At 43.4% G+C, this 17,572-nt stretch carries 15 protein-coding genes and 1 pseudogene; 9 read left to right on the forward strand and 7 right to left on the reverse strand.

All coding sequences use genetic code 11. From position 1 onward, the window contains the following. Window position 1: 1 nt before the first annotated feature. Both OC23_RS08160 and OC23_RS08165 read left to right on the forward strand, forming a co-directional pair. Window positions 2-1,651, forward strand: a complete 1,650-nt coding sequence (locus OC23_RS08160) for a (2,3-dihydroxybenzoyl)adenylate synthase (RefSeq protein WP_038344083.1) — start codon at window positions 2-4, stop codon at window positions 1,649-1,651. Window positions 1,652-1,693: 42 nt separating this feature from the next. Next, window positions 1,694-2,563 (forward strand): isochorismatase, encoded by an 870-nt coding sequence (locus OC23_RS08165; protein WP_038344084.1) that lies wholly within the window; start codon window positions 1,694-1,696, stop codon window positions 2,561-2,563. Window positions 2,564-2,696: 133 nt separating this feature from the next. Here the strand turns inward: OC23_RS08165 and OC23_RS08170 are convergent, their stop codons facing one another. Beyond that, window positions 2,697-5,852: a multidrug efflux RND transporter permease subunit gene (locus OC23_RS08170; RefSeq protein WP_038344085.1), complete on the reverse strand. Its 3,156-nt coding sequence runs from the start codon at window positions 5,850-5,852 to the stop codon at window positions 2,697-2,699. 225 nt (window positions 5,853-6,077) lie between these two features. On the opposite strand from OC23_RS08170, the gene OC23_RS08175 reads away from it, so the two are divergent. The 3 genes from OC23_RS08175 (at window position 6,078) to OC23_RS08185 (ending at window position 10,912) form a co-directional block, all read left to right on the forward strand. Continuing rightward, window positions 6,078-8,069, forward strand: a complete 1,992-nt coding sequence (locus tag OC23_RS08175) for a TonB-dependent receptor plug domain-containing protein (RefSeq protein WP_038344086.1) — start codon at window positions 6,078-6,080, stop codon at window positions 8,067-8,069. Between the two features lie 140 nt (window positions 8,070-8,209). Further along, a complete protein-coding gene (locus OC23_RS08180) occupies window positions 8,210-8,590 on the forward strand; it encodes a Fur family transcriptional regulator (RefSeq protein WP_038344088.1) in 381 nt (126 codons plus the stop codon). Between the two features lie 153 nt (window positions 8,591-8,743). Then, window positions 8,744-10,912, forward strand: coding sequence for a TonB-dependent siderophore receptor (locus OC23_RS08185; RefSeq protein WP_038344089.1), 2,169 nt, complete (start codon window positions 8,744-8,746; stop codon window positions 10,910-10,912). Window positions 10,913-11,281: 369 nt separating this feature from the next. Here the strand turns inward: OC23_RS08185 and OC23_RS08190 are convergent, their stop codons facing one another. From OC23_RS08190 to OC23_RS08200, 3 genes are all read right to left on the reverse strand, one after another. Continuing rightward, window positions 11,282-11,494 carry a hypothetical protein gene (locus tag OC23_RS08190; RefSeq protein WP_038344090.1) on the reverse strand — a complete coding sequence of 71 codons (213 nt, stop codon included), beginning with the start codon at window positions 11,492-11,494 and terminating at the stop codon, window positions 11,282-11,284. Window positions 11,495-11,606: 112 nt separating this feature from the next. Further along, window positions 11,607-11,852 (reverse strand): hypothetical protein, encoded by a 246-nt coding sequence (locus tag OC23_RS19445; protein ID WP_227505545.1) that lies wholly within the window; start codon window positions 11,850-11,852, stop codon window positions 11,607-11,609. A gap of 101 nt (window positions 11,853-11,953) precedes the next feature. Further along, on the reverse strand, window positions 11,954-12,202 hold the full coding sequence (locus OC23_RS08200; protein WP_038344091.1) for a hypothetical protein: 249 nt from the start codon (window positions 12,200-12,202) through the stop codon (window positions 11,954-11,956). Between the two features lie 144 nt (window positions 12,203-12,346). On the opposite strand from OC23_RS08200, the gene OC23_RS08205 reads away from it, so the two are divergent. Continuing rightward, complete coding sequence (locus OC23_RS08205) at window positions 12,347-12,682, forward strand: helix-turn-helix domain-containing protein (RefSeq protein ID WP_038344092.1); 336 nt, start codon at window positions 12,347-12,349, stop codon at window positions 12,680-12,682. A gap of 154 nt (window positions 12,683-12,836) precedes the next feature. Here the strand turns inward: OC23_RS08205 and OC23_RS08210 are convergent, their stop codons facing one another. Continuing rightward, the gene (locus tag OC23_RS08210) at window positions 12,837-13,445 is read right to left on the reverse strand and encodes a hypothetical protein (protein ID WP_038344093.1); all 609 of its coding nucleotides are present in this window, start codon (window positions 13,443-13,445) and stop codon (window positions 12,837-12,839) included. A gap of 389 nt (window positions 13,446-13,834) precedes the next feature. Here OC23_RS08210 and OC23_RS08215 point away from each other — a divergent pair, with 389 nt between their 5' ends. Then, window positions 13,835-14,071, forward strand: coding sequence for a VF530 family DNA-binding protein (locus tag OC23_RS08215; RefSeq protein ID WP_038344094.1), 237 nt, complete (start codon window positions 13,835-13,837; stop codon window positions 14,069-14,071). Window positions 14,072-14,185: 114 nt separating this feature from the next. On the opposite strand, the pseudogene OC23_RS19645 reads toward OC23_RS08215, so the two are convergent. Beyond that, window positions 14,186-14,314 (reverse strand): annotated as a pseudogene (locus tag OC23_RS19645) (hypothetical protein); the annotation flags it as partial. Between the two features lie 169 nt (window positions 14,315-14,483). Between OC23_RS19645 and OC23_RS08220 the strand changes: the two are divergent. Beyond that, window positions 14,484-15,185: an NAD(P)H-dependent oxidoreductase gene (locus tag OC23_RS08220; protein WP_038344095.1), complete on the forward strand. Its 702-nt coding sequence runs from the start codon at window positions 14,484-14,486 to the stop codon at window positions 15,183-15,185. Between the two features lie 65 nt (window positions 15,186-15,250). On the opposite strand, the gene OC23_RS08225 is transcribed toward OC23_RS08220, so the two are convergent. Next, on the reverse strand, window positions 15,251-15,997 hold the full coding sequence (locus OC23_RS08225; protein ID WP_038344096.1) for a TenA family transcriptional regulator: 747 nt from the start codon (window positions 15,995-15,997) through the stop codon (window positions 15,251-15,253). A gap of 297 nt (window positions 15,998-16,294) precedes the next feature. Between OC23_RS08225 and OC23_RS08230 the strand changes: the two genes are divergently transcribed. After that, window positions 16,295-17,524: a GGDEF domain-containing protein gene (locus OC23_RS08230; RefSeq protein WP_038344097.1), complete on the forward strand. Its 1,230-nt coding sequence runs from the start codon at window positions 16,295-16,297 to the stop codon at window positions 17,522-17,524. The last annotated feature ends 48 nt before the right edge of the window (window positions 17,525-17,572 follow it).

Here is a 17,572-nt window from a genome sequence, read left to right on the forward strand (position 1 = left end):
TATGCAAAATTATCTAGCAGGGGCAGTGGCATATCCGGAAGCATTTGCCAGACGCTACCGCGAAAAGGGCTACTGGATCGGACAGAACCTCAGTGATTTTTTACAGCAATCTGCACAACAGTTTCCTGAAAATATTGCCATCATTGATGCAGCGACAACACTCAATTACCAGCAATTTGACCGGCTTGTCAGTTACTGTGCCAGCCATCTGTACCGGCACGGCTTACGCGCAGGCGATAAAGCCGTGGTGCAAATGCCGAACAGTTACCCGTTCTATGTGGTGTTTTTTGCCCTGATCCGCCTCGGGGCATTGCCAATCATGTCCTTACCGGCACACCGGCATGCCGAGCTGAATAGCTTTTTCCAGCAAACTCAGGCATCTGCCTATTTCTGCGCCGATTTTGGCGCTCAAAAGTTTGACTATCGTGAACTGGCCCGTAAATGCCAGCAAGCCAATCCGTCCTTAAAGCATGTTTTTGTTTTAGGGAAGGCCGCCGGGTTTGCTGATCTTGCAGCACTCTTACACCAAACTGATCTTTTAGATCAGGCAGTACGTCCAAGCAGTGCAGAGCAAGTGGCCTTTTTGCAACTCTCCGGCGGCAGTACAGGGGTTCCGAAGCTGATTCCCCGCACGCATGACGACTACTTATATAGTGTGCGCGAAAGCGCCAGAATCTGCCGGCTTGAGCAAAGCTCACGTCTGTTAATGGTGTTACCCGCAGCGCATAACTTTTCCATGAGTTCGGCAGGTGCATTGGGTATCTTCCATGTCGGAGGCGCCGTGGTTCTCGGCAGTGACCCAAGCCCTGACACGGCTTTTGCCTTGATACGTCAGCACGGGGTAACCGATGCCTGTCTGGTTCCTGCACTGGTACGACCATGGATGGATAAAGCACAGAAAGATCAGGATGACATTCTGTCTACCTTACGCTGTTTACAGGTGGGTGGGGCGCGCTTACCCGATACGGTTGCCCGCAGGCTGATGGATGATTTTCAGGTGAAGCTACAACAGGTATTTGGCATGGCAGAAGGGCTGGTCAATTACACCCATCTGGATATGAGCGCCGAACAGATTATCCATACCCAAGGCTTAAAGATCTCAGCCGACGACGAAATTTTAGTGCTTGATGATCATGATCAACCTGTTGCAGCAGGCGAAATCGGGCATCTGCTCACACGTGGGCCTTATACCATCCGTGGTTACTATAATGCCCCGGAACATAATGCACGTTCGTTTACCCCAGACGGCTTCTACCGTACAGGTGATCTGGTACGTATTCGGGCCGATGGCTGTATTGTCGTGGAAGGCCGTTCCAAAGAGCAGATCAATCGTGGCGGTGAAAAAATTGCAACGGAAGAAGTCGAGCAGGCATTGCTGACCCATCCGCAAGTCCGTCTGGCCGCTTTGGTGGCCATGCCCGATGACATGCTGGGTGAAAAAAGCTGTGCCTTTATCGCATGGCAAAGTCAGGACAATGATCCAGGCGCTATTCGCCGTGGCATGCAGCTACGCCAATATTTAAAAGATTATGGCTTGGCGATGTATAAGATTCCTGACCGGATTGAGTTTATCGACCAGTTTCCTTATACCGCCTTCGGCAAGATTGACAAAAAAGTGCTGCGTCAGCAAATCCAGACTGAAACTGTTTAATTCTTTCACTTCAATTCATTGATAAAAGACGAGAAATAAATCATGAGTATTCCTAAAATTGCCAGTTATGCCATGCCTCAGGCCCATGAGCTCACCGAGAATAAAACCCATTGGCAGCTCGATGCCAGACAGTCCGTTTTACTGGTGCATGATATGCAGCAATATTTCCTGGATTTTTATGACCAGCAGCAAGCTCCCATTCCTGAACTGTTAAAAAACACACAGGCGCTGATTGAACAGGCGCGACAACTTGATATTCCGGTGGTCTATACCGCACAACCGGGAGACCAGACTCCCGAACATCGTCAATTACTGACTGACTTTTGGGGCCCCGGCTTAAAGGCAGATCCACAGATAACCCGGATTCATCCTGATGTTGCAGCCACAGAGGCAGACACGGTTCTGACCAAATGGCGTTATAGCGCCTTTAAATTTTCCGAATTTGAACAGTTGATGCAGCAATGGGGACGCAATCAGCTGGTGATTTGCGGTGTTTATGCCCACATCGGTTGTCTGATGAGTGCAGCAGAAGCCTTTATGCTCAATATCAAGCCCTTTGTCTGTGGCGATGCCATGGCCGATTTCAGTCGTGCCGAACACGATATGGCACTCAAATATATCAGTACACGTTGCGGTCAGGTCATGGCCACCCATCAGGTACTGCGCTTATGGAACCTCAAGCACATGGCTACAGCCCTATCAAAGGAAGGCATTATTGCAGCGGTTAGCGAGCAGCTACAAATCCCGGTACATGAAATCGAGCTACAGGACGATTTGCTTATGCTCGGTTTAGATTCTGTCCGTTTAATGACGCTGGTTGGAAAATGGCAGGCGCATGGCGCAAATGTGAGTTTTGAAGATCTTGCCGAACAGCCAACCCTAGAAGTATGGATTGAAAAACTCGTCGCTTAGACTGAAATAAGACAATAAAAAATGGCAGATTAAAACTGCCATTTTTTATGCTTTAGACTTTTCACAGGACTGATCATCTTGCCAAAAGGAAAGAGAAAATAATGCTTTCTGTTCAGTCCAGCACTTTTATAGATCAAGATTCATCCTGCTTGATCCGCATATTGTGGAGATGCGATACCATATTCCGCTTGCGCCATTGCAGACCAGGCAAACCGACCCGACTATTCACCACGACAAACAGAAAAGCGGTAAATAAAGGAATCAGGACCGTACCAAACAGCACACTGCCCAATACGCTCATACCAATCTCGTAACGGCTGGCTGCGCCGGCACCACTTGCAAACACCAAGGGAAGAATCCCTGCACCAAAGGCCAGTGAAGTCATGATAATGGGACGTAAACGCAAGGCTAAGGCTTCATAAGCTGCGCTATAGCGATCTTGTCCCTGTGCCAGCGCAGATGAGGCAAACTCAACAATCAGGATGGCATTTTTACAGGACAATCCAATCGCCGTGAGCAAGGCAATCTGGAAATACACATCATTGGGCAACTCAAATAACCACGCAAAAACCACCGTACCGGTAATCCCGAGCGGCAAGCCCAATAAGATAATAAAAGGTATTTTCCAGCTTTCGTACAAGGCTGCCAGACACAGGAAAATAAACAGGATTGAAATCACATACAGATAAATGGCCTGATGGCTGGATTGCTGCTCCTGTAAAGACAGTCCACTCCAGGCCAGATCGACACCGGGCTGCCGGTTTATCAGGTCAGAAAGCTGATGCATGGCCTGACCTGAACTAAATCCATCACTGACATTGGCCTCCAGCTGGATCGCCGCCAGTCCCATAAAGCGGTTCAAGACTTCTGGGCCACCTGTCCATTGGGTCTCGGCAAAATGAGAGAGCGGCAACATTTCTCCGGACTGGTTACGTACATGCCAGTAGCGTAAATCTTCAGGTTTAGAACGGTATTCGGTATCGCCTTGCATAATGATACGTTTAATCCGGCCGCGTTCAACAAAGTCACTGACATAACTGCCACCCCAGGCGCTAGACAGGGTAGAACGGATTTCACGCTGTTCCAGACCTAACATTTTGGCCTTGTTTTGATCCAGCTGCACATATACGGCGGCTTTGTTGTCGCTGACCAAAGGACTGAGCTGACTAAAAGCAGGGTAATGGGCTGACTGGCCATCAATTTCGGCAAACTGTTGCTGCAAGTACTCACGCCCTTTACCTGTTAAATCACGCAACCATAATTCAATGGCATCCGATTGTCCCAGTCCTGCGACGCTGGCAGGCATTCCCACCATGACACGCGCGGGCAGCAAGTCAGACAATGCCTGTTGTATCCGCGCACGGATGGCTGGTGCGGTATTTTCTTCTCCCTGACGCTCATCCCAGTGCTTCAATGAAACAAAGGCCATTCCCAGATTGGGCCCTTGTCCAGAGAAGTTCTGGCCATTCACCACCAAAACGGTATGAATGTTGTTTGCTTCCTGCTTGAACAGATAATCATTGACCTGTTGACCAACAGCTTGGGTCTGGCCCAGGGAGGCACTATCTTGCAAGGCAAACTGTACGGCCAGCAGCCCCTGATCTTCATTGGGAATAAAACTGGTCGGTAAAGCCCGATAAATCAAAGCCAGTACAACCAGCAGCACAGCAACCCCCAGATAGGCAACGTACCTGAATTGAAGTAAGCATCGGGTCAACTGGATAAAGAGCGTCTTGATGTACTGAACGCCACGCTCTAAATACGGCCCCCAGACCGGTTTATGTGTTTGCTTTTTGAGTAAAACCGCACACAGTGCTGGGGTAATCACCATGGCAGCAATCAAGGACAAGAGCATTGCCGCTACCAGCGTGATTGAAAACTGGCGGTAAATCATGCCGGTCGAGCCGCTAAAAAAGGCCATGGGAATAAATACCGCCGTCAGAACCAGGGTAATCCCGATCAAGGCGCCGCTAATTTCCTGCATGGAAGCCAGACAGGCGTCGCGCACATCGAGCTGTTTTTCATGAATAAGACGCTCAACATTCTCGACCACAACGATGGTATCGTCCACCAGCAGGCCAATGGCAAGTACCAGGGCAAACAGGGTTAAGGTATTGATACTCATCCCTGCCAGATACAGGATGATAAAGGTGCCACAAATCACAATTGGCACGCTAATGGTCGGGATCAGGGTCGCACGCCATTTCTGTAAAAACAGATACATCACCAGCACCACCAGAACGACCGCTTCCAGCAAGGTCAGAATCACCTGTTTAATCGATTCCTGAATAAAGGGCGTATTGTCACGCGGATACACGATCTTGTAACCCGCAGGTAAATGATGGCTCAACTGTGCAATTTTATCCTTGATCCGTTGTGCCGTCTGGATGGCATTGGCATCGGGACTTAACATGATGCCTAGACCGGCAGAAGGAAAGCCATTTAAGGTATTCACACTTTCATAATTTTCTGCGCCCAGTTCAACCCGAGCCACATCTTTCAGATAAACCAGACTGCCATCAATATTGGCCTTGACCACCACCGACTTAAAATCATCAACACTTTTCAAGCGTGAGCCAGCGGTGACTTTGGCATAGATATTCTGATCCGCCGCGGCAGGCATCGAACCAATAGAACCTGCGGCTATTTGAGTATTGTAATCTTCTAAAGCCTTCTCGATATCACTGGGCATTAACTTATAGTTTTTAAGCTGGTTCGGATTAAGCCAGATACGCATGGCATAGGCCGAACCGAAGATATCCACTTCACCGACACCCTGAATCTGGGCCAGTGGCTGTTCAAAATGATTGACCAGATAATCGGACAAATCAATATTGCTGGCTTTCCCCATTTCATCATAAACCCCGACAATGAGCAGCATATCTCCCGTGCTTTTCCAGATATTCACTCCTTGACGCTGAACCTGTTCCGGCAGGCGACTCAGGGCACTATTCATCTGGTTCTGGACCTGCAACTGGGCCTTATCGATATCGGTACCCATCTTAAAATGGATGTCGATTGTACTGCGGCCTGACGATTCGCTACTGGAAGTATAATAGAGCAGGTGATCAATGCCTTTAATCTGCTGTTCCAGAATCTGCGTAACACTGTCTTCAACCGTTTCAGCCGATGCACCCCGATAAACCGTTGTCACGGTGACACTCGGCGGAGCAAGATTGGGATAACGCTCAACAGGTAAGGCCTGAATTGAAAAGCATCCTAAAATCAAGATGATAATTGCAATAACTGATGCAAATACCGGATGGTAAATAAAGAAACGGGATAGCATTATTTTATCTACTTATACATAAAGTTTAGGGGGATAGGGGAATACAGCAATATTTAAGTTGCCGATTATAACCAAATCTCACACAAATAATAATGATTATCAATTTCAAATAAAACTATTTCTAACTATTGAATGATTATCAATAAATAATTTATGATGTGCAAACTTTGAAAATGATAACAATTAACAAATGAAAATTGTTATTAATAATGAGGATGCAAGAAAATGGTCTTGGCCAAGAAAAAATTAGTGATTGCAATTGCAGCATTGACGCCGTTTGCGGCATGGGCAGAAGCGCAGCAGCCCCAGCCAGCGGGCACGAGTTTACCTACCATCGTGGTGACTGCCAGTCTGGCAGAGGAGAGCCCGGATACCGCTCCGGCTTCGATTACGGTTGTCAGTAAAGAACAGATCGAACAATCTGCAGCGACCAGTCTGGCAGAAATCTTGGGTAAAACCGTTGGGGTACAAAACTATAATGGCGGGGGCCGTGAGAAATTGACGATTCGTGGGGTACGTGAGTCAAATGGCGTTTATACCCTGATCCTGGTCAATGGCAAGCGTATTTCTTCAACAGGTGCCTTATGGCGTGATGCCGATCTGGATATTAGCTCGATTCCATTGTCCAGTATCGAACGGGTAGAGGTGATTCGTGGCCCCATGTCTGCACTCTATGGCTCTGACGCCATTGGTGGTGTGATTAACATTATTACCAAGAAGCCAACCGATGAATGGCAGGGTACAATAAATGCTGAATATCATCTGGTCGACCGTGGTACAGGTAAACAGCAATATCGTCTAGGCGCTTCTGCATCCGGTGCGTTGACCGATAAACTGGGTTTATCGATTTCGGCAGAGCAATATGACCGTGATGCATGGTTCTCGCAAGGCAAACAGGCCACGCCAGCCTATTATATCGAAGGCAAGAAAACCCAGAACTTACGCTCAACCCTGAGCTATGAGCTCAATGAGCAGCAAAATATTGATCTTGATCTGGGATATAACAAGGATAAACGACCGTATGGCCAGACAGATTATCAATACTATCCAGCCTGGGACTATTTAAGCGAGGGGTTTGCCAGTCAGGAGATTGAACGCCATTCTGTGGGGCTGACACACCGTGGTGACTGGCGCTGGGGGAAAACCACCGTTTCGGCACAACAGGAAAACAGTAAAATACAAGATTACGATTCAGACTTTGATGAACCCAAACATCGTACTTTAAAAGAAAATAATACCAATCTGCGTGCCTATAGTAATTTTGATGCCAGTATTCACGGCGTTGTTGCGGGTATTGAATACAACAATCAGGAAGTCAAGGACGGTGTAAGCTATCAAAACTCCGGTAAGGCTTCAGTGAGCACAACCTCAGTCTTTGTGCAGGATGACATCCATCTCACCGACCCACTGACCTTATCCTTGTCTGGCCGTTATGATGATCATGAGGTGTTTGGTCACCATTTTAGTCCAAAAGCATATCTGGTTTACCAGTTACCCCATGATGTTGTGGTCAAGGGAGGCTATGGACAAGCCTTTAAGGCACCATCTCTGGCACAAATGACCAAAGACTATGGCATTGTCAGTTGTGGAGGAGGGTGTACCTTATGGGGTAATCCTAACCTTGAGCCAGAAACCAGCGACAACTATGAAATAAGTGCATCTATCCGTAAATCAAACTGGAATGGTAGCGTCACCGTATTCCAGAATGAAATTAAAGATATGATCAGTCGGGATATTCACTATACCGTCGATCCGAATGGCGTATCCAGACCAACGGGAGCGGCCTGGGTCAATTTGGGACGGGTCAAAATCAAGGGAGTCGAGCTGGCAGCACAGGCAGATTTACTGCCTATGCTTTCTGTCGATGCCAATGCCACTTATCTGGACGCCAAGAACAGCGAAACACATAAACGCCTGGATGAACGCCCACGCCTGCAAGCCAATACCAACCTGAACCTGAAACCGCTGGAATGGCTCACCCTGACTGCAGGGGCAAGTTATATTGGCGATCAGGTGATCAACGAGAAAAAACTACCTGACTATACACTGGTTAATGTTGGTCTTTCTGCCAAAGTAGATCCGGCTGTGACCGTCCGTGCAGGTATCCGCAACCTGACCGATGTCGATCTGGAAGAAAAAGGCCAAGATGCCGGCATTAAATTCAATGAAAAAGAACTGGGACGTAACTATTATGTCGGTTTGACCTATACGTTCTAAATGTAAACAGCCTTGCACCTGATGCCTTGAAAGACCATTTTCAGGGCATTGTTTACTTCGGTTTTCAACTATTTTCTTAATTCCAAGTTATTTATTTTTATAAAAATATTGTTGTTATTATTTTAATTTACAGGTTTTTTATGTATTCAAAACTATTAATCAATAAAGGTTTAACCGCAACAGCTGCCAGAGTATCTGTACTGGAGGTCTTGGCACAACATGATGGTCTGACCGCAGATGATATCTATATGATTGCCAATAAACAAAATGCACTTAAAATAGGCACCATTTATCGGGTACTCTCTGATCTGGAGAAACACCACCTGATTCAAAGAATCCTGTTTGGTCGCAATAAAAGTGTCTATAAGCTACTCAGACAAAGAACAAGCTGTCATATCAGGGAAACCACCAACGGAGTCATCACACCTTATGATCACCCTGAAATCAACCGGTACCTTGAAGAAATCATGGTACAACTGGGAGACGAGTTTTCAACAGCAGAACTGATTTTACATAAATAATGCCGATTCCGGGCCAGCCCAATTTCTACGATCCTGGTAATATGAAAAAATCAGGAACAGATGGAAAATATGCTTGTCCAAACCAGAGAAATTGTGAATACTCATGCCGCAAATCCGGACTGTAAAATTACCCTTTAGGACGCGGCACATACTGTGAAAACTTTCCCACTTTCTCGTTTACAAACAGCACTACTGGCAGTTGGCTCATTTTCATGTATGGGGCTGATCTCCACAGGAGTACAGGCCGAAACTGAAACCGAAGCCACCCGGCTGGCGACCATTACCATTAATGCACAGGCCGCAGAAAGCGAGTATGCTCAGTCTAAAGTCAATTTAACCGGTTTTAATCAACACCATCTGGCTGAAATCCCTGCTTCAATCAGCACCATCACGGCTGAACGTATTGCAGATCAACATGCAAAAACCCTTACCGATGTGGTCAAGAATGATGCCGCTGTAGGGGATGGCTATGCGCCGATTGGTTATTACCCAAACTTTGTGATGCGTGGTTTTGGCCTGAATCTGGGTTCAAGTTATTTGCTCAATGGCAATGTCATTCACGGTGAGCAGAATGTTGCGCTCGAAAATAAACAACAGGTCGAAATCCTCAAAGGAATCAGTGCCATTCAAAGTGGCATGTCAACACCCGGTGGCGTGGTCAATTACGTCACCAAACGTCCTAAAGATATACGGGCAGTGACCGTTGGGGCAGATAGTGAAGGTGGCTATCGTGTCGCAACCGATCTGGGCGGACTGTTGGGCGAGCAACAACAGTTTGGGTACCGTATTAATCTGGCCAGTGAAGAAATTCATCCTTATGTAGAACACGCCAATGGCCGGCGTTTATTTGGCTCCGTTGCCTTAGACTGGAACATCTCTGATCGCTCCAAGCTTGAGTTTGATCTTGAATCACAGCACCAGCGTCAGCGTTCTGTACCCGGTTATCAATTATTGGGTGGCAACGCCGTTCCCAATGGTGTGAAGCGGGATCGTTTACTGGGTTATCAGAGCTGGAGTAAACCTGTAAGTAGTGACAGCTTAAATACCGGATTAAAATATACTTATCAGATCAATGACAGCTGGACATCGCACTTAAGTGCTTCACAAAGCCGTGTGGTGGTCGATGATTATTCATCCTTTGCCTGGGGGTGTTATAGTGAAACTTGTCAGACCAAAGGGAATAGTTTTGACCCGAATGGTAACTACGATATTTATGACTTTCGCAACCCGGATGACAGCTATTTAACCAATCAATTTAAGGCTGGCATAAACGGTAAATTTAAGACCGGTGCATGGCTACACAACCTCAGTGTAGAATTGTCACATACAGCTAAACGTCATTCGCAATATGATGCTATTTTCCAAGCCCCAGAAGCATCTGGAAATATTTATGAAGATACTAAAGACTATATTCCATCCGAAAAAACTTTAGCCAACCATTATAAGTCATTAAAAAGCCAGCAAACCGCATTAACGCTGATCGACCAGATTGATTTCAATACAGCTTGGTCAGTTTTAGCAGGTGGAAAACTGCTACATTTAGATGAAAATGCTTACAAAGCAGATGGTCAGCGCATTCGGGAAACCGACTTTAATCGTTTTTTACCACAGTTTGCGGTGATGTATCAGCCTTGGGAAGGCACTCATGTCTATGCGTCTTATGCCAAAGGTTTAAGCGATGGTGGTCAGGCGCCGTGGTTTGCCGACAATGCCTCTGTAACGCTAGCCCCAATCCATTCAGCTCAATATGAACTGGGTATTAAACAGCAATGGCAAGATTTACTTTTTACCGCAGCAATATTTGATTTAAAACAGGACAATCAATATACCAATGCAGCCAATAACTATGTGGCTGAAGGTGAACAGCACAATCTTGGCTTAGAACTCGGCTTACAAGGCCATTTAAGTGACAATCTGGATATTACCTCAAGTCTGGCATTGACACGTTCACGGCTCACAGATGTGCAAGTAGCTGAATATAAAGGACATCAAACTCAAAATGTGCCAAATGTACGTTTTGCCAGCCACTTATCGTATCAAGTGCCTCAAATTGATGGATTACGGTTATTGGCCGGTATGCAGTACAGCAGCAGTAAATATGCCAATAAAACCGGTACAGTGAAGGTGTCAGGTTATAGCGTATTTGATGCCGGGGCAGCTTATCATTTTCATGCCTATGGTTATGACAACACACTGAGATTGAATGTAGATAATATATTCAATAAAAAATACTGGCGCGATGTAGGTAATTTTGCCGGAGATGACTACTTATTTTTAGGTGCGCCACGTACAGCGCAGCTGTCATGGACTGTAAATTTTTAATTGGCAATAGAGAATTTAAAATTCTGAAAGCAGCACGGCGTAAACTTACTTCAATGATTTAAAGTTTACGCCGTTTTTATTAAAGCTCGCATAGAGCACGACAAGATACAAAACCAAAGCCTGATGTGGTATCAATCAATGGCTTTAAGCAACAACAATCATTTCGCATAATGTATATTATGTTAAATAGAATATCTAAGACTGTGACCTACACAACCCGGTTTGTTGCCACAGCTCAGCAACGTGAATCTCTACGATCATAATTCACGTTGCTGAGTATTCCAAGTAACATAATATAAGTTATGCAGAAATCAGACATACAAGGCTTATGCATCAAAGCTATGATTGCATAAGCCTTGTGATGTTAACCTAATCTTTATATCTAGACGTGATATCTGGTAAAGGCTGCTTCTCTGTATGCCCTAATGTATATAAAAAATATGCTTTGTTAGAATCTCCATCATCGTAAGTTCCTGGAGAAACAGCTAAAAGTTGCCACCCTTTGTCTAATCGAGAATTTACTGAGCTTATATTATCTTCTTCAATAACTTCTTTAATATTTGATAAATCAATTTGACTCACTGTTCATTATCCTTTGTAAATTGTAAGTGACTAGAAATTAATAAGGTTATTTATCAAAATTTCAATGATAGCTAGAAGTTTTATGCAAAAATTGCCTATCGTTTCCCGCATATTATAAATTGGGGGGTTGAAGACCTTGCTTAGCAGTTGATTCTGCCGTGTTTACTAATACTTTGGCTATTTTATGCTCAAAGGTTTGAACAACTGAATTATCCTGTGGCTGTTTCTGTTTTTTAGTGATGAGCTGTTGGCAATGGTTTAATTTGTTCTGAACAACACCATTCAAATAATCTTTAAGGTTTTGGCAAACTCGAAGATCAATTTCTGAGTATGTAGTAGCTAAAACAATTTCACCCATGATGAATTGTGATTCTTCATAGACTTCTGTTAGTTGATGAATGTTTTTATCGAAGTCTTGAATTTTATTAATTAATTAATTCACACGCCTTGTCCATCACCCTACTCTCCTAAATATTCACGAATTTCAGCATTGGCTTTTTTATAGGTTTCTAGGTGAGCATCAATGAGTGAATAGTTATACGACCAGTCATTTGCGACCACAGCCAAATGTTCAAGACATTGCTCAGTAGATTCAGCAGGACAACATACGTCTAGGCATGGATGACCATGTTGAGCAACAATTTCAGCAATTTTATTAAATGCAGCTTGTATAAATTCGAGATTGGAGCTAAATGACAAAGTATCCATAACGATGTGTCGATGCAAAATAACGACACATTGTTTTATACATCAATGTGTCGTCATTATCAAGAATATAAGTCAATATTTTGTTGCTAATAACAATGTATCGGTAATAATGTATTAAATGTAGGTAATAAAATCGGTGTATTGATGTCAGTCGGTAGAAATATCAAAAAAGTTTGTGATCAGGTCGGTATAACAAACCGAGAGTTGGCACGGCTTTCAAAAATTCCTGAAAGTACAATAAATACAATCATTGCCGATAAGTCAGACCCTAAAGCATCAAATCTAAAAAAGATCACTATTGCTCTTGGTGTGAGTGCTGATACGATTTTGTTTGATGAAACTGATATGGGAACAAATGGTGATCTCAAGATTCTATTTCGTGAAGTTGAGCGATTTGAGGGTAAAGAGCGAGAGCAATTAAAAGATATGCTTAAGATGATGATTGTTCATAATAAAAGCAAAGAGCTAATGAGAGATTAAAACATTTCAATAGTCCCAAATTTGAGACTAGAGTCCACCATTAGATAACGTGGACTCTTTTTTGTTGATCTAATTGTTTCGAGTTTGTTCATTTAAGATGTTGCCAGGAATTTTTACCTCTAGGCTTTCATTTGTTATTCTCAATGCAGGACCTTCAACTCTTGGTGGTCTTGGTGGCTTCTGTTGCTGTACAGGTTGTTGCTGTGGTGGTTGCTGCTTTGGGTCGCTCATTCTGGCCGGTTCCTAGTTGAATTAAAAAAACAATAAAGATTAATATGACAGAGGATAAAACACCTACAAGAATTTCTCTATATCCATTTTTAATTAAATTTATTTTTTTTTCATTCTGTTTTATATATTGCTGGGTAGCCTTATCATATTTTTCTGATAAGTCCAAATATACCGTTTCCAAATAATCTTGATCTAAAAAATAATCTATCATTTCCTGATTAGATTCCAAACGAAAAACTTCCTGTAAACGTAAACATCTAAAAATTGAATACCAAGAGAAACATAAAAATATAAAAGAAAAAACTATTAAAAATATGCACAAAAAACATACAAGAGGATTTAGATTAATTAATAACTCTTTTAAAAAAATTCCAACTATTGCTGTATAAGCCGTTATTACAACTGTTAATGAGGCTAAATATTTTGAAGCTTTATCTTCTAATTTTCCATAAGCATTTTTTTCAATTTCATATTGATATTTTTGATGCTCATACAACGCCTTATATGAGTCTTTGTTACTAAGCTCTACCATAATATTAGTTTAAAAGTCATTCTGAAGTCGCATAACTTCATTTTATGTTAAATAGAGTATCTAAGACTATGGCCTACACATTAGTGTTTGTTGCCATAGCTTAGTAACGAGATGATGTACGATTTATACATCAGTTACGGACTTAAAAAAAGTCTAGATTTAGACACTAAATCAAATGGCAAAAGATTTTTACAAGTGACTAGAATCTCCCAAGTGAATGTCTCCTACTATTTCAACACACATCAATAGGAAGATAAGCTGTAATTTTCTATGTAAATTACGCTTATACGCTTATACGCTTATACGCTTATACGCTTAAATGCTAACCCTCTCATTTTTCAACTAGCTCAGGTTATAATGATGGCCTCCCCAAATATAGTTGATCTATTATGAATGCCTCCAATGAACCTCTACACGGCAAAAAACTTGCTGATATTTTGGATGAGTTATTGGATTATTACGGTGGCTTTGAAGGCTTAAGTCGTAAAATTGAAATTAGATGTTTTTGTATAGATCCTAGTGTTAAGTCATCGTTGAGATTCTTACGTACCACACCATGGGCACGCGAAAAAGTAGAAAACTTATATTTGTATGTTTTACGCCAAAAAGCCAAACAGAAATCGTAGCTATCAAACCTCTAAGCCTAAACATTTAAATAGTGGTGGAATGCCACCACTCTTCTGGACAAATTTAGTCTATTCTTAAGGCTTTTTTAGTAGGAAAGTCAGGGGTTAAATTCTTCATTTCCAAACTTCCCATTTGCCACTTTGATATTTCAATTTTTGCCCGTTTTGATTCAGATAAATCTGATTTGACGCAATAGTACCTGGTTTAAAAGTACTATTTGGGTCAATAATTCTAAACTGAGTTTCATAATATAAGCTAACGTAACTTTCTGGGCACTTGATCCAGTCTTTATCTTCTCATGCCATCAATCTGGCACAAAATGGTAAATATTGGCAGCTTAGGAGCTATGCCGTTTTTAAGCTTTTCGGCATAGTTGTTTATCTAATATGTGTTTATGAATGTGACTTACCAATGAATATACTGATTGTTCATGCTCATCCGGAAAACCTGTCATTTACCACTGCACTCAAGCATAAAGCACAGGAAACATTTGAAAAAGCTGGCCATACTGTCGAGCTTTCTGACCTGTATGCAATGAATTTTAATCCAGTGGCCTCCCAAGCCGATTTTGAAAGCCTAAACCAGCCTGATTACCTGAATTATGCATTGGAACAGCGCCATGCCCTTAAACATCAAAAATTCGCGTCAGATATCCAGAACGAGATTGAAAAAGTTCAGCGTGCCGACCTGTTGTTACTCAGCTTTCCCTTATACTGGACTTCCGTGCCTGCCATTTTAAAGGGCTGGATTGACCGTGTATTTGTATCAGGGCTGTTCTATGGCGGTAAACGCTTTTATAACCACGGCGGCATGCGTGGAAAAAAAGCCATGCTCTGTCTCACCTTGGGTGGCCGCAGCCATATGTTCGGCGAAAACACGATTCATGGGCCAATCGAACACTATCTTTCACCCATCCAGCGTGGCACCCTGGCCTATGCTGGCTTTGAGGTGTTACCCCCTTTTATCGCCTATCATGTACCTTATATCAGCCATGAAGACCGACAGAAACTGTTAACTGATTTTGAGCACTATATCACTCATATTGACGAGCTACAGGCGCTCCAATTTCCTTTACTGGAAGATTTTGACGACCAGATGCAACCTCTGAAATAATCTGGCTATAAAAAAACTGCTATGTGTCCCCCAACGCCATAGCAGTTTTTATTTAGAAAATGACTTTAGTTTTTATGCTGTAGTTTATAACACTCATCTAAAGCCAGTTCATAATATGCCAGACCTTCCTGGGCAGCCAGAAAAGCCTTGCGTTGCAATCCGGGATCTTTATCACATAACCGCTTGATCAACTCCATTGCTTCATAAGGATGCAGATCATCATAATGTGCATGTGCCCTTAACCAGGCCAGAGAGCGTTTATTAATATGAACTTCCGGATGCTGGGTATAAGCCTGAATTCCCTTGTACACCTGAATGGTCCAGTCACCTGTTGCCCACTCAATTGCAAGATTGGTTGCAGCAATACTCTCGGCCAGCGTCCCTCTAAAGTTGATATCCCATAAAAAATGATTCACCGCATTCATGGCAACAGGCGGTCTGGCATTGTTCAGCATCTCAACAGTCAGACCAAATCCCCCTGCCCAGTCCTGATACCAGTTTAAATGCCGTTCTTCCACCTTGATATTCTGGATGAGCCAGTCTCGGGTTTCGGTCACGCCATCCAGCTCAAATGAAGTTGCCTTGGCCAGTGTACCGGCCATATAGGAAGGAAAATGAGCAACCAAGGGATAAAAATTCAGTAAGGCGGAACGAAAACATTCCAGACTTAATGAGCCATTTGCCATATCCAGAAATAACGGATGTTTACTCACTCGTTCTTTTGAAGGTAACAGTTCATCCCAGAACTGCTGCGCCCATCCGGAGTGAGGGGTGATTTCCAGTTTTGTTCCATATTGATTCATAGCAGTCATTGCGATGCATCCTATTTCGTATGACCTAATTCAACCATTGTCCATGATTGATGCTTTTTTATAAACTGTATCCCTATACCACCAGAATACAATCGATTGCCGTTTAATTTGTAACAGCTTTTTATTTCTTGAATCTAATTTAAACTTGAATCATTATATTAGGCAATGCTTATTATTTAAAAATTAATATTTTTTTATAATCTAATACACATTCCCCTTAAATCAGTGTAACGTAGTAAAAAAATAATCCCTATTTTGACATTTATAAGAACATTTTTGGGAGTGTTGAGAGACAAGATGAAGTTGAAAGCTTCCAATATATTGGGACAAGAACAAATCGACTTGTTAATTTCTCGCGGGCTAAATTTAGTTTGGTTTCCTAAAGAATTAGAAGTGATCTATCGTGATCAGTACAGAAATGAGGCTGCGCATGAGTTCCGTTATCGCGCCCCTATTATTTTAGGTTTATATCTATTCCTAAGCTTCGGTATCTATCAGGTGCTTCCTACAGACCTGCGCATCACCTGGATGGCAACCTATGGCTGGGTCGGGATCATTATTACCCTGGCCTGGATGCTGTCTTTCCTGCCCATGATGAACAAATGGTTTGACCACTATGTCTGTATCGGCTCCATGGGCGCCGTGGCCATTTCGTTTACCCTGATTAACGTACTGGAGCAAGGACAGAACAATGTACTGTTCCATGCCGCCATGATGTATGCCGTGGTCATCATCTATGGCTTTGTGGGAATGCGCTTCTATACGGCAATTATTGCAGGCTGGGTTGGTGGTCTGATCGGGATTATTGCCAGTACCTGGCTCAGTGGTGCAATCGACTGGACCTTCCTGAACCGGACCTATACTTTCAGCAGCTTTCTCGGCATGGCACTTGCCTATGCCACCGACCGGCAACACCGTGAAAACTATCTGCAAAACTGCATGATCGAGCTCAACCGTCTGGAGCTGATGCGACAGGCGCAGCAGTTGTCCATTCTGTCCCAGCAGGATGCCCTGACCGGTCTGGCCAACCGCCGTTATCTGGATGAAGTGCTCGAAAATGAATGGAAACGCGCCACACGCCACGGCATGCCGATTACCATCATGATGATTGATATCGACTTCTTTAAGCTCTACAACGACACTCTGGGCCATATACAGGGAGATCAATGCTTACGGCGAATTGCGATCATGCTGGGTTCAATTGCCTCACGTAGCGGCGATCTTGCAGCGCGTTATGGTGGTGAAGAATTTCTGCTGCTATTTGCCATGACTGATCGTGAACAGGCGGTGGTACAGGTTCAACGACTCATGGAACTGGTCAATAATATCGGGATTGTGCATCCCCGGAGTCATGTCTCCAAGCATGTGACCATCAGTGTCGGTGTCGCAACCATGACACCCGGTTTAAACGACAGCCTTTCTGATTTTATTGCACAGGCAGATCATGCTTTATATATCGCAAAAAGTAATGGCCGGAATCAGTATCATATTGCCACATCAAATAATATAATTTCTGAAACTTTATAATGGATATATATTATTAAATACAGGTTAAATTACTTTAATTTTAAACTG

This window comes from Acinetobacter sp. A47, assembly GCF_000805455.1.
In the GTDB taxonomy this organism is placed as follows: domain Bacteria; phylum Pseudomonadota; class Gammaproteobacteria; order Pseudomonadales; family Moraxellaceae; genus Acinetobacter.

Excerpts from the sequence above, each read along its gene's own strand:
- OC23_RS08215 (WP_038344094.1), top strand. The coding sequence starts at position 13,835 with ATGAATGCCTCCAATGAACCTCTACACGGCAAAAAACTTGCTGATATT.
- OC23_RS08180 (WP_038344088.1), top strand. The coding sequence starts at position 8,210 with ATGTATTCAAAACTATTAATCAATAAAGGTTTAACCGCAACAGCTGCC.
- OC23_RS08175 (WP_038344086.1), top strand. The coding sequence starts at position 6,078 with ATGGTCTTGGCCAAGAAAAAATTAGTGATTGCAATTGCAGCATTGACG.
- OC23_RS08170 (WP_038344085.1), bottom strand. The coding sequence starts at position 5,852 with ATGCTATCCCGTTTCTTTATTTACCATCCGGTATTTGCATCAGTTATT.
- OC23_RS08210 (WP_038344093.1), bottom strand. The coding sequence starts at position 13,445 with ATGGTAGAGCTTAGTAACAAAGACTCATATAAGGCGTTGTATGAGCAT.
- OC23_RS08200 (WP_038344091.1), bottom strand. The coding sequence starts at position 12,202 with ATGGATACTTTGTCATTTAGCTCCAATCTCGAATTTATACAAGCTGCA.
- OC23_RS08230 (WP_038344097.1), top strand. The coding sequence starts at position 16,295 with ATGAAGTTGAAAGCTTCCAATATATTGGGACAAGAACAAATCGACTTG.
- OC23_RS08220 (WP_038344095.1), top strand. The coding sequence starts at position 14,484 with ATGAATATACTGATTGTTCATGCTCATCCGGAAAACCTGTCATTTACC.
- OC23_RS19445 (WP_227505545.1), bottom strand. The coding sequence starts at position 11,852 with ATGGGTGAAATTGTTTTAGCTACTACATACTCAGAAATTGATCTTCGA.
- OC23_RS08165 (WP_038344084.1), top strand. The coding sequence starts at position 1,694 with ATGAGTATTCCTAAAATTGCCAGTTATGCCATGCCTCAGGCCCATGAG.
- OC23_RS08160 (WP_038344083.1), top strand. The coding sequence starts at position 2 with ATGCAAAATTATCTAGCAGGGGCAGTGGCATATCCGGAAGCATTTGCC.
- OC23_RS08205 (WP_038344092.1), top strand. The coding sequence starts at position 12,347 with ATGTCAGTCGGTAGAAATATCAAAAAAGTTTGTGATCAGGTCGGTATA.
- OC23_RS08225 (WP_038344096.1), bottom strand. The coding sequence starts at position 15,997 with ATGACTGCTATGAATCAATATGGAACAAAACTGGAAATCACCCCTCAC.